Below are 12,894 nucleotides of genomic sequence, written 5' to 3' on the forward strand. Positions count from 1 at the left end.
CTACTGTTCCCCCCCTTCGATATCCATTTTTGCTAAAATTGTTTCTGTTTTTTCATTGGTTAAATGTCTATATTGATTGCTTGCTAGAGATGGATCAAATCCACAAAATGAACGAAAACCACAAAATTGGCAAGGTGTTCTTTCTTTTAGTTTATATGGGTTAATGGAAACTGCTCCATCAAGTATTTTGTTCCCAGCTTCTTGGTATTTATGACGTACAAAGTGACGCATTTTATCAAATTCTTCTCTTGTCGCAGTTTTTGACCTCGCACTTAATTCACCATTTTGTTTTATTTCTGCTGGAACAATATTAGATGATTTACCTTTTTCAAGTGTCGTATCCATCAATGATACAGCCACAGGATCAGATAAAATTAATCCTTTCATTTTAGAATTTTTTTGTAATTCTTTTGCGATAGCCTCATCACTTAACTCTTTCTCCGCTTGTACATATTGATTATGCATATGGAAATATAGTACTCCAGCTGGTTCTGCCGTTTTGCCAATCATTTTTTGTGCATTTGTAACTACAATATCCAAATACGTCAGCATTTGAAGCGCTAAGCCATAATAAACTTCCGTAAGAGCCAAATCATGTGAACTCGATTTATAATCTATAATGCGTAGGAATGTCCGATCTTCTTGTTCTGCCATATCAATCCTATCAATTCGACCTTGTAAAAGAAGTTCACTATTCGCTTGGAGCGAAATTTTTAATGGCGGAATGTCTCCTTTTAAGCCAAAATCAACTTCTAAGCCGACTGGACGAAATGCACTACTTTTTGCTTGTTCATTTAGTACTGTCGTTGCCCTCGTTATGATTTGAAGCAATTTATACTGAATATATTCCATTCTTTTGGAGCTAAGTAGTATCTCATGCTGAATTTTAGGCGCTAGGAAAGTCATTGCTAATTTCGCCATTTGTCTACATTCTTGGTCTGTTAAACTGCCCCAATCCAGATTATTTCTTTTTAATTCTGCTGAAATCCATTCCATTGCTCCATGGAAAATTTCTCCCATATCTACAGCTTGTAGCTGAAAATGACCTCGTTCTTCTAATTTTAAACCATATTGAGCAAAATGTTGAAATTCGCAACTGAAAAATTTCTCCATTCTCGAGACACTCGCATGGATTGTTTCTCCAAATAAGTTTTTGGCAGTTTTTTCTTGTAGTGGTTTTGTTTTATTTTCGTAATACAAACTAGATAACACTTGTTTAGCCATTCTAGATTCTTTTCCATTTTCAAAATAACTATTATAGGCATCCCACCATACACTAGATAGTGGATAACCTCGTTTGTACATTTGTAATTGACTCGTCAACAAACCTAATGTTGCTTGCTTAGAACGAATATAACTACTTTGTTCCGCATCACTTAATAAACCTGGGTCTGTTAAATAAACCGATTCGCTTAATTTTTTAAACTGGCCTTTTATTTTCCTTAAATAATTGGATTCACTTAGCACTTTACCTTCTTCATCCGCAGCAGGGTAACTAAGAAATAGTTTATCACTAGGCAAACTTATTATTTTATACGCCAATAAATCTTCTTCTCCAATATTATTTTTAGCAGATGGCTTCAAATTACTAACCTCAGCACGCAAGGCATCCCTATCTTGATCCGAAAGAATCCCGTTATCCTTTTGGCGAAGCGGCATAACACCATCGTTCATTCCAATTGCAAAAATCACTTTCATATCTAGTAATTTCGCATTCTCCATATCAGATAAAACTACTTGATCTAAGGAAGGTGGCAAAAGTGAAAATTCAAGGGCATCTAGCCCAGTGGCAATAATTTCTACAAAACTATTTAAGTCTAAAGTTTCTTCACCTAAAACTTCTACAAATTCATCCAAAAGCGCCGAAATAGCGCTCCATGCTTGCTCGTGCTCACGTGCAAGTTCTAGATAACCCTGCTCCTCTGCTCTTTGTCTCCATGATTCCAATCGTTCTACAGCATTTACTTGTTCTAAAAAATGATAAAGAGCTAAAGCAAATTCCATCCCTGTTTTTGCTTTCTTTAGATTTAACTCTAAAGTTGAAAGTGGGTTTACTATAAGACTTCTCATTTCGTTAATAATTGATTGCGTTTGAATTTCTTCATCTGTTTGAGGTAACACATTAGTTGATAGCCCACGAATCTTCCGATAAATCCAATCGCCTTCTTTTTCCCATTTCCATTTATTTTGAATGCCATTTTCTAATACATAGTTCTCTAGAATATCCGCTTTACGTCTAAGAACACTTGATTTTTCGGCAACACCAAAGAAAAACTCTGTCTTAACTGCTTGAAAGATTGGTTCATACTTCCAATTAAACAAAATAGCATCTAAGCTAGAACGGATAAACTCAATAAATGGGTGTTTCGACATAGCTCTTTTTTTATCAATAAAGATGGGAATATTATATGACTCCATCACTGTTTCACATAAAACGTCATAATCTCCGAGATTTCTTGTCAAAATAGCCATATCTTGATATCTGTATCCATTTAATGTGAGTTGACGAATTTCACGAGCAACCCCTTCTATTTCAGCACGTCTGTTGTTCGCTTGATGAACACTTAAGTTATGAGGTTCTTCTTTAAAAGCCATAAATTTATTGTGACCCCAAGCATTTGCTAAAAATGCTAATGATTCTGTTTTTGCCCGTTTATTCTCTAAGAAAAACTTATCTTCTTCTACATTAATACCATTTAATTTTGCCAGCTCTAATAAAGCATAGTAAGCCTCCGTACTTGCTTTAAACATGCTGTATTCATCTAATCCATGCTTGATTTCGGGCACATTTAAAGCTAAAGAAACTGTTACTTTATCACATTTTCGCATTAATGCACCAATGACTGTCAGCTCTTGTTGCGAGAAAGAAGTAAAGCCATCAATGACTATTTCCGTCTGATTTAAATAATCACTTTCTGTAATTTTTTCCGCAAGTAATCTCAAGTAATCTTCATTTTCGAGGAATTTATCTGCCAATAATTCTTCATACTTTTGATAGATTATTGATATATCGTGGATTTTATTGTTCACACTTGTAGACAGGTTAGTAGCGCTTTTCACCATATCTTCTATAGAAACTTCTTCTTGTTTCATTTCTTTAAATAAATTCGCTAACTCTGCATAGAAACCTTTTCTAGACGTAGCTCTAGAAAAGATTTTTAGTTTGTCTCTTTGATCGAGTGCAGCTTTTCTAATAACCATTTCGATTCCAGTTTGACTCAGAAAAGTTTTAGATAACCCACCCGTTTCTTGAAGTATTTTCCATGCTAAACGACTAAAACTAAATATTTGAGTCCCGAGCATTCCTTCTAAATTTTCTTTGTTTAAAAAGCTTGTCTCCATTTGAAACGTCATTTGATCCGGAACAATAAAGATGTATGTCTTAGAATTTTGTTTAATTTTTACGCTAACTTCGTCCATTAAATAAGTTGTTTTACCTGTGCCTGATCTACCTGCAATTATTTGAAGTGTCATACCCTCACCACCGAACATATGTTTTTATTTAGTTTACCATATTTGAGCAATCTGTCCAGAACTTTTTTCGAAGCATTTTTTGCTTGAAAATTTATAAAACAGCTCAAAAAAACTAAGATAGCTCTTACTATCTTAGTTTTTCATATATTCTAGTCAAAAGCTAGCATTTCCTGTTGAATTTTATTCATTTTTTCTGTAAGTTTCATAAATTCCGCTTTGTTCCTATTATCGAGAGCTTTATCAATTTCAGCTCTAAGTTGTTCTAATTTTCTCTCTTCTAGGAGCATCGTCAGGAAGCATTCGATAAAAACGTTTGTTAATTCTTTTTCACCCTTAAGGACACCCACCTGATTCATCAACGAATTAGAAAAATCACGCATTTCCACGACTACCACTCCTTCACTCATATTTATTACAATTTTGAAAAATTGTAATATACTAAGAAAAAACAGAAAACAGCTTGAAAATACAACTTTACCAAAATCTAATGACTTGCAAATTACCATGTGCTATAATGACAAAAAATAACTCATAACTAACTTTGATGCTTAGTCGTTACTTAGAAGTTTTGCTTATTAGGCAATAACTCTAGGTTTCTTCTTAGACATAAATACAAACATAGAGGAGTTGAATGAAATGAAAAAAGAACAAATCAGTACTCAGTTTTATGAAGTAAACCCGCACACAATGATTATTTTTCCAAAAAAATCTGGAAGTATAGTCTATTCAGAAATTTATGAAGTTGATTCCCATTATACTTCTAAATTTACCCCGTTTGAACTAATTAAAACCAGCTGTAACTTTTTCGGATCAAGCTATGAGGGACGCAAAGAGGGAACTAAACACTTAATTGGTGTTACCCATAAGCCACCCATTATCATTGACCCAGTCACTTCTACTTATGTATTTCCAACTGTAGCACCTAGTTCAACAGAATGTATTTGGATTTTCCCACAACATATTAAAGATTATCATGCAATTGGATTTAACCACACTTTAATAACATTTTCTAATATGGAAACCTTTGAGATTGATATGTCTTTAGCATCTTTTAATAATCAGATTGCTAGAACCTCCATGTTACATATGAAATTTTCTCAAAAAATGCGTATAATGGAGAGTAATTTTCCTTCAATGAATAGGTTTTTCCCACCAACCACTCTTGCTGCTGAACCTAGACGTTATTACAGCACCATGCTTCCAAATAACGAAGATCCTAATGAGCCTCAAGATCCTGAGCAGTAACTTTAAAACCAAATAAAAGCCAGTTACATAATAGTAGCTGGCTTCTCCTTAAAATTATTTTTTATTTTCAATCGCATCTGCAATTCGTTTTAACATTAATAACTCATCCTCTGAGTATGTATAAGGTAATTCTAAATACCATTTCTCGAGTTCCGGATTTCCAATTAAAGGAAAGGCGTTTACCGAATTCTTTTCTCGCAAACCAGCTACATCATCTAATAAAAAATCGGTTGTTGTTCCAAGAATTTCTGCTAATTTAGCCAAAATAAAAATTGGCGGTCGGTGGTTATCATTTTCATACTTGCTTATTGTGGATGCAGTTGTCCCGATTTTCGCAGCCAGTTGTTTTTGTGTTAACCTATTTTTCTTTCTTAAATGAATTAATTTTTCTCCAAATTCCAATACGCCCACCTCACTTCACTTCCAGTATAGCAATTTTTCGGAAATAATTCGAGAAATTACTAAAAAGAAATCGCCTTTTTAGTTTCAAAAGACGATTTCCATATTTTATACAGTTGGTTTCTTACGTAGAACACCAATTAATCCTGCGCTGATTAATGTTCCAATAATAATTGCAATAATATAGAACCAAGGTTGGGATACAAGGAAGATAACAAAAACTCCTCCGTGAGGTGCTAATACTTTAATGTTTAAGAACATTACTACCGCACCTGTGATAGCACTTCCGGCAATAAAACTCGGAATCATTCGAAGTGGATCGGCCGCTGCAAATGGAATAGCTCCTTCAGTAATGAATGAAGCACCCAAAATAGAGTTAGTTAAGCCTGCATCACGTTCTTGAGCTGTAAATTTATTTCTAAAAATAAGAGTTGCTACAAACGTTGCTAGTGGTGGTACCATGCCAGCAGCCATTGTTGCTGCCATGATTGCGCTACCGCCTGTTGCTACACTAGCTGCGAGTGTACCCGTTGCAAATATATAAGCAGCTTTATTAATTGGTCCACCTAAATCCGCTGCCATCATTGCACCTAACAGTAATCCTAAAATAACTGCGTTCGTTCCACTTAAACTATTCAAGAAGTCATTCAACCAAGTGTTCAATGCGCTCATTGGTACATTTAATAGCAACATTAAAAGTCCGACAATTAACACCGATAAAACTGGATAGAATAAAACTACTTTGATACCGTCTAATGTTTTTGGTAACTTTTTAAGTGCTAGTTTAATTAACTCTACTGCATAACCTGCAAGGAAACCACCAACAAGTGCTCCAAGGAAGCCTGCACCACCAACAGATGCTACTCCACCTGCAACAAAACCTGCTACAAGTCCTGGTCTATCCGATATACTGTAGGCAATATATCCAGCGAATACTGGAAGCATGAAGCCGAATGCAACATCACCGATTTGTTTTAATAGTGCTGGGATTTCGTTATATGAACCAAGTTTTGCGAGTTGATCTTGAGGAACACCTAACATTTGATCAAGCATAAACGCGATGGCGATAGCGATACCTCCACCAATTACAAACGGCAACATGTGAGAAACACCGCTCATTAAATGTTTATAAATTTGTTGACCGATAGAAAGTCCGTCTGCGCTCTCCGTAGCTTGACTACCTTCCTCTGCTTTATAAATTGGAGCATTGCCTGAAATTGCTTCTTTAATTAGTTCTTCTGGTTTATGAATTCCCGCTGCAACTGGTTTAGCAATTAAATGCTTCCCGTCAAAACGAGGCATATCTACTTGTACGTCAGCTGCAATAATAACTCCATCAGCTTCTGCAATTTCTTTATCTGTTAAACGGTTTTCAACGCCTCTAGAGCCATTTGTCTCAACTTTGATTCGTACACCTAATTTATTAGCAGTTTCTTGTAATTTTTCTGCAGCCATATAAGTATGTGCAATTCCTGTTGGACATGCTGTAACTGCTACGACTGATTTACCAGTTTCATTGGTTGAGGTTGGAGCAACGACTGTTTCTTCTGCGTCTTCTTGTTCATTGTTGAATAAATTGATTACTTCCTCTGGAGTTTTAGCATCTCTTAACGATTGCACAAACGCTGGATGAACCAATAATCTAGAAAGAGCTGCTAAAGTTTCTAAATGAGTTGCATTAGCGCCATCTGGAGCAGCAATCATAAAGAATAAGTGTGCTGGCTGACCATCTAAAGCATCATAATCCAATCCTTTTTCACTCTTAGCAAAAACAACAGTTGGTTCATTTACTGCTTTTGTTTTCGCGTGAGGCATTGCAATTCCTTCACCTACACCAGTAGAACTCTGTGCTTCACGGTTCATTATAGCTTCTTTAAACAGCACCTCATCATTAATTTTCCCGTTGCTCTTTAACGAAGCAATCATTTCATCGATGGCAGCTTCTTTTGTCGTTGCCTGTAATGACATAATCATAACATCTTTGCTTAATAAATCAGTGATTCTCATTTTAGTTCCTCCCTGTTATTTTGGTTATCTTCACTTGCGGTAATAGTTCATCTATTAGTTCTTTTTGGGCTAAATCTGTTGAAAATGCAGTAGCTCCACCTGTTGCAACTCCTGCAGCAAAAGCTTTAACGGGATCTCTCGTTTTATCAAAAGTCCCAACAAAGCCTGCAATCATTGAGTCTCCAGCACCTACGGAATTTTTCAGTTCCCCTTTTAATGCATCGGCGAAGTAAACATCTTCTCCTGTAAATAGAAGCGCTCCGTCACCAGCCATGGACACGATTACATGTTGCGCGCCTAATTCTAAACATTTTTTCCCGTATGGGATAAGTTCTTCTACGCTACCAAGTTTCACGCCAAATAGGTCTGCTAGTTCGTGGTGATTTGGTTTAATTAGAATCGGGTGGTTTGGTAATGCATCTAGCAGTTCTTGACCAGTTGTATCAATCATAAATTCAGCTTTTTTTTCTTTGCAAATTTGAATTATTTTATTGTAAAAATCATTTCCAAGTGAAGGAGGCACACTACCAGATAAAATAACAATATCGTTAGCAGTTACTTTATCCATCACTTTCAAAAATCCATTGATTTCTTTTTCAGAAATAGCTGGCCCTAGACCATTAATTTCTGTTTCTTCTCCGTGTTTTAGTTTGATATTAATACGAGTGTCATCTTTCACTGTTACAAAGCCAGTTTTCACACCTTCGTTTTGTAGCCAGTCTTTGATAAAATTGCCTGTAAATCCACCTAAAAATCCTGTAGCAAGACTTGGTACATTTAATTGATTTAAAACTCTGCTGACATTAATTCCTTTGCCACCAGGTAGTTTATAATCTTGCTTCATGCGATTAAGACCGCCAAGATTTAATTGGTCGATTTGTACAATATAATCAATTGATGGGTTTAAAGTAATTGTATAAATCATTTTTCTACCTCGATTATTTTAGTTTTTTGGATAAAGGATTCTTTTACTGCAGAAGGAATGTAATCTGTCACAATAGTTGCTTCTTCTATTGAAAACATTTTTGAAAAATTCACTTCATTGAATTTTGTATGGTCCGCTACAACAAAAACGCGATCAGCACGTTCTTTTGCAGCACGTTTTACAAATGCCTCTTCCATATCAGGTGTTGTGTAGCCATGCTCCGGATGCATCGCGTTGGTACCAATGAAAGCTTTATCAAAATGATAGTTTTGAATGTTATCTAAGGCAACTGCACCAATAATTGCTTTTGTATGCACTTTCATTTTGCCGCCTAAAAGATAAGCATCTATATTTTGACGAACAAGCTCTTCAATATGGGTTAATCCATTTGTCACTACTGTGATATTTCGATTTGCTAGGTGAGTAATTAATTCTAATGTTGTGGATCCTGCATCTAAATAGATACAATCATTTTCTTCCACTAGGCTTGCACAATATGCAGCAATTACTTTTTTACTTTGAATGTTTTTGAATGATTTTTCATTCATACTTGGTTCTTGATTATGAAGTTTTACAAGTTTCGCCCCGCCGTGTACGCGCTGAATTAATCCTTGTTCTTCTAACTCGATTAAATCACGGCGAATGGTTGACTCTGAGGTAGCAAGACCTTCAACTAATTCTTGTAATTTAATCACACCAAGTTTCTCAATACTCTCCATAATAAGTTGTTTACGCTCTGCATTTAACATTATTACTCCTCCATCCAAAGTCAGTTTACCATCTTTTTCTTTCAAAATCAACCGTTTTCATTCAAAAACAATCACACATTTTCAAATTCATTCATATTATACCATGTATATCGCCATAACCCTTCACAATTATTCATTCAGCGTTTTTCTTATACAGTTCTAATTTTTAGCAGTATACTTGGTTAGAAGATAATTTTCATTTTAGGAGGAGTTATTCATGCATACAGAATTAACATTTGAGCAATTAGAAAGTTTTTCTCGAAAATGGCGTGAAAATCCAGATAAATTGGTATTTCAAGCTAGTATTATCAAGAATGGGATTAAAGCAGCAACTGAGAATCCTGCATCAAAAGTTAGCATTCAACCTGTCTTTTCCCACGAAGTTGCTACAGATAAAGTTTCTAATCAACAACAAAGTGGAAGATGCTGGATGTTTGCAGCATTAAATACGTTTCGCCATAAATTAAACGGAACGCTTGGTTTGAAGGATTTTGAGTTATCACAGAATTATACTAATTTTTGGGACAAACTTGAGAAAGCAAATTACTTTTTAGAGAATATAATTGAAACAGCAAGTGAGGATGAAGATAGTCGATTAGTTTCGTGGTTGCTTGATACACCCCAACAAGATGGTGGGCAGTGGGATATGTTAGTTTCAATTATTGAAAAATATGGAGTGGTTCCAAAGTCAGCTATGCCTGAAACGTTTCAAAGTAGTAAGTCTGCTGATTTAAACCATCTATTAAATGAAAGACTTCGTACGGATGCGGTTATTTTGAGAAATGCTATTGCTGAGAAGAAAGATACTGCAGATTTGAAAGAAGAAATGCTTGCTGAGGTCTATCAACTCTTAGTTATGACTCTAGGCGAACCACCTAAAGTATTCGATTTTGAGTATCGAAATAAAGACAATGAATTTAAACAAGAATTACAAATTACACCTAAAGATTTTTATGAACGCTATGTAGATATGGATTTGAAAGATTATATTCCACTTATTAATGCACCGACCAAAGATAAACCTTTTAATCAAGCTTTTACAGTGGAATATTTAGGCAACATTGTAAATGGTACACCTATTAAGTATTTGAATGTAGAAATGGATGTCTTGAAAAAAGCTGCTGCTGATCAGATTAAAGATGGGGAAACAGTTTGGTTTGGATGTGATGTTGGACAACTTTCAGAACGGAATACCGGTATTATGGATACGGATATTTTCTTGCTTAATCAGACTTTTGGCTTTAAAACTGCGATGACTAAAGCTGAACGCCTGGATTATAAACACAGTATGCTTACACATGCGATGGTATTAACTGGAGTGAACATTGCTAATGGAGAAGTAAATCGCTGGAAAGTGGAAAATAGTTGGGGAGAAAAAATTGGTAATAATGGTTATTTTGTTGCTAGCGATGCTTGGATGGATGAGTTTACATTCCAAGTAGTGGTGCATAAAAAATATCTATCTAAGGAATTAATTGAATCCTTTAACCAAAAGCCAATTGTGTTAAAACCTTGGGATCCAATGGGTTCGCTCGCACTTTAAAATGCGAATTCGGAAATGATTTTTATTCCATTCATTTGAAAAAGAGCTGCTGCTACGCCGGTACCATCTTTTATTTTTCCTGAGAAGGTACCGTCGTAAATAGCACAGCTACCACAAGATGGACTTTTTTCCTTCATGATTATTTGCGTAATACCGAGTTCTTGCATTTTAATTAGAGTAAGTCTCGCTCCGTTCTTATATTCTTCTGTCACATCTGTTCCTTTGTTATCAATGACTTTTGCATGTCCTAACCAGACATCTTTGCCATCACCACCTATTATTTCTGCTGGATTTCTTGGTGTAGGCAGTCCGCCGGTAACTTCTGGACAAAAAGGAATCGCTTCTCCTCTTTCTACCATTTGTTTTATTTTGGTTATTTCTTTATCTTTCCCGTCATATCTACAGGCAATTCCGGCTAGGCAAGCACTTACTGCAATCATTTTATTTTCCTCCTTTATATTCACATTTATTTTAACATAAAAAAGCTGCCCCCAACTTATAGGCGACAGCTCTGAGATTATTAGATATTTTGGTATGCTACGGCGATTTGCGTACCGATTAAAGCATTGTGTTTTACAAGCTCGATATTTGCTTCGAGGCTCTTACCATCTGTTAGTTCTTTTACTTTACCAAGTAGGAATGGTGTAACGTCTTTCCCGTGAATGTGATTTTCTTCAGCTTCTTTAAGCGCTGTTTGGATTACATCGTTAATTACTTTTTCGTCCATAGCGAATTCTTCTGGGATTGGGTTAGTAATTACTGCGCCACCTTTGATTTGAAGATCCCATTTCGCTTTAAGCGATTCTGCGATAACTTCTGGAGCATCTGCACGCAATGTTAATTCTACATCGCTTGAACGCGTGTAAAATGCTGGTAATACGTCGGTTTGGTAACCAATAACTGGAACCCCTTTTGTTTCTAAGTATTCCATTGTTAAGTTTAGGTCTAGGATTGATTTAGCTCCTGCACAAACGACAGCAACATTTGTTTTCGCTAATTCTTCTAAGTCAGCTGAAACGTCCATTGTTGTTTCGGCACCACGGTGAACGCCGCCAATCCCGCCAGTTACGAAGATGCCGATTTCTGCGAGTTCAGCACAAATCATTGTTGCTGCTACAGTTGTTGCGCCAAGTTGTTTTGTTGCAATAAGGTAACCGATATCACGACGAGAAACTTTTGCCACATTGCTACTTTTAGCGAATAGTTCTAGTTCTTCATCAGAAAGACCAATTTTAATTTTTCCGTCGATTAAAGCGATTGTCGCTGGTACGGCACCGTTATCGCGAATAATTTGTTCTACGTCACGTGCCATTTCAACATTTTGCGGATAAGGCATGCCGTGAGAGATAATTGTAGATTCTAGCGCAACGATTGCTTTTCCTTCTGCTTTTGCTTGTTTTACTTCTTCGGATAATGATAAATAATTTTTCATTTGAATTCCTCCATGTCTTTTTGTAGTTGGGATGTCGATAAATTTTGGCGAACGGTATACTCAGATTCGAGTGTTCGCGCGGCATTTACGCTCCCTGCTCTTAAAATTTCTTTCAATGCTTTTCCTTCTAACCATGCGTAGATAACCGCGGAGCAAAATGCATCTCCCGCTCCTGTCACGTCTACAATATTTTCAATTACAATTGCTGGTTCAAAAATAGTACCTTCACCTTTGTTTGCTGCAACTGCGCCTTTACTGCCATTTGTAACGATGACATTTTTTACGCCTAGATCTAACCATTTTTGTGCAGCTAAGCGCCAGTCTTCGTCATTTTTGATAGTCATTCCTAGATGCGTTTCTGATTCGTCTCGGTTGCAAATTAGCCAAGTTACATGATCAAGTCTTTCTGGTAAATGAGACATTTTGGGTGAAGACACAGGAACGAGTACTAATGGAATTGAATTAATTTCAGCAAAGCTGCCAAGATATTCTAGTGTTTCTTTCGGACAGTTTAAATCTGCAATGATTGCGCTCGCCTGACTCAGCAAGCCTTCATTTTTTGCGAGTACATCTGGAGTTAAGTGATCATATGCATCCATGTCCGCTAGTGCAACGAGTAAATCTCCATTGTTTTCGAGCACTGCTGTATAAGAACCAGTTGCGATGCTTGGGAATGCTGTGACGTAATCTAAGTTCATATATGTATTACTAGCATTTTTGACAGCTTCCCAGTCAGAGTCTGTTCCACAAGCAGTGAGTAATATAACTTCTTTTCCAAGGCGTCCAAGGTTTTCGCCTACGTTTCTAGCAACCCCGCCAGCACTTTGTGTTGAGCGCACTGGGTTTGATGTGGCTAGTTGGGCCTTGTCTTTAATATAAAACTTCCGATCGACGTTAGCTCCACCTATACAAACGATTTGTTTGGCTTCATTTAAAATATAAGCTTTTCCTAAAATGCGACCTTTCTTAATAAGGCCGGAAATAAGGTTTGCGACTGTCGGTCTTGATAAATCAAGTATATCAGCAAGTTCTTGTTGAGAAATGTAAGGATTTTTACGGATGGAATTGAAAATTATCTCTTCCTTTTCGTTCATTTTCGCTTTATTATTCTCCACGATAT

General features: G+C 36.2%; 11 protein-coding genes. 2 read left to right on the forward strand and 9 right to left on the reverse strand.

Translation table 11 applies throughout. From position 1 onward, the window contains the following. Both addB and LMOATCC19117_RS11810 read right to left on the reverse strand, forming a co-directional pair. Positions 1 to 3,474: a helicase-exonuclease AddAB subunit AddB gene (gene addB, locus LMOATCC19117_RS11805; protein WP_014929113.1), complete on the reverse strand. Its 3,474-nt coding sequence runs from the start codon at positions 3,472 to 3,474 to the stop codon at positions 1 to 3. 149 nt (positions 3,475 to 3,623) lie between these two features. Next, positions 3,624 to 3,980, reverse strand: a complete 357-nt coding sequence (locus tag LMOATCC19117_RS11810; protein ID WP_003725134.1) for an IDEAL domain-containing protein — start codon at positions 3,978 to 3,980, stop codon at positions 3,624 to 3,626. Positions 3,981 to 4,110: 130 nt separating this feature from the next. Between LMOATCC19117_RS11810 and LMOATCC19117_RS11815 the strand changes: the two genes are divergently transcribed. After that, positions 4,111 to 4,719, forward strand: coding sequence for a competence protein ComK (locus tag LMOATCC19117_RS11815; protein ID WP_003744520.1), 609 nt, complete (start codon positions 4,111 to 4,113; stop codon positions 4,717 to 4,719). A 54-nt stretch (positions 4,720 to 4,773) separates the two neighbouring features. Here LMOATCC19117_RS11815 and LMOATCC19117_RS11820 read toward each other — a convergent pair whose 3' ends face one another. The 4 genes from LMOATCC19117_RS11820 to LMOATCC19117_RS11835 form a co-directional block, all read right to left on the reverse strand. After that, positions 4,774 to 5,121, reverse strand: coding sequence for a helix-turn-helix domain-containing protein (locus LMOATCC19117_RS11820; RefSeq protein ID WP_003739618.1), 348 nt, complete (start codon positions 5,119 to 5,121; stop codon positions 4,774 to 4,776). 105 nt (positions 5,122 to 5,226) lie between these two features. Then, the gene (locus LMOATCC19117_RS11825) at positions 5,227 to 7,125 is read right to left on the reverse strand and encodes a PTS fructose transporter subunit IIABC (protein ID WP_003725105.1); all 1,899 of its coding nucleotides are present in this window, start codon (positions 7,123 to 7,125) and stop codon (positions 5,227 to 5,229) included. 1 nt (position 7,126) lies between these two features. Beyond that, complete coding sequence (gene pfkB, locus LMOATCC19117_RS11830; protein ID WP_003725106.1) at positions 7,127 to 8,050, reverse strand: 1-phosphofructokinase; 924 nt, start codon at positions 8,048 to 8,050, stop codon at positions 7,127 to 7,129. After that, positions 8,047 to 8,799, reverse strand: a complete 753-nt coding sequence (locus tag LMOATCC19117_RS11835; protein WP_003727734.1) for a DeoR/GlpR family DNA-binding transcription regulator — start codon at positions 8,797 to 8,799, stop codon at positions 8,047 to 8,049. The genes pfkB and LMOATCC19117_RS11835 overlap by 4 nt, the downstream gene beginning before the upstream one ends. Positions 8,800 to 9,016: 217 nt before the next feature. Here LMOATCC19117_RS11835 and pepC point away from each other — a divergent pair, with 217 nt between their 5' ends. Next, the gene (pepC, locus tag LMOATCC19117_RS11840) at positions 9,017 to 10,342 is read left to right on the forward strand and encodes an aminopeptidase C (RefSeq protein ID WP_003725108.1); all 1,326 of its coding nucleotides are present in this window, start codon (positions 9,017 to 9,019) and stop codon (positions 10,340 to 10,342) included. Here the strand turns inward: pepC and LMOATCC19117_RS11845 are convergent. From LMOATCC19117_RS11845 to LMOATCC19117_RS11855, 3 genes are all read right to left on the reverse strand, one after another. Continuing rightward, complete coding sequence (locus LMOATCC19117_RS11845; RefSeq protein WP_003725109.1) at positions 10,339 to 10,782, reverse strand: DUF523 domain-containing protein; 444 nt, start codon at positions 10,780 to 10,782, stop codon at positions 10,339 to 10,341. The genes pepC and LMOATCC19117_RS11845 overlap by 4 nt on opposite strands. A gap of 80 nt (positions 10,783 to 10,862) precedes the next feature. Beyond that, positions 10,863 to 11,774, reverse strand: a complete 912-nt coding sequence (locus LMOATCC19117_RS11850) for a pseudouridine-5'-phosphate glycosidase (protein ID WP_003725110.1) — start codon at positions 11,772 to 11,774, stop codon at positions 10,863 to 10,865. Next, the gene (locus LMOATCC19117_RS11855; protein WP_003725111.1) at positions 11,771 to 12,889 is read right to left on the reverse strand and encodes a carbohydrate kinase; all 1,119 of its coding nucleotides are present in this window, start codon (positions 12,887 to 12,889) and stop codon (positions 11,771 to 11,773) included. Before LMOATCC19117_RS11855 ends, LMOATCC19117_RS11850 begins: the two co-directional genes overlap by 4 nt. Between the last annotated feature and the right edge of the window lie 5 nt (positions 12,890 to 12,894).

The sequence above is a fragment of the Listeria monocytogenes ATCC 19117 genome (genome assembly GCF_000307025.1).
In the GTDB taxonomy this organism is placed as follows: Bacteria; Bacillota; Bacilli; order Lactobacillales; family Listeriaceae; genus Listeria; species Listeria monocytogenes_B.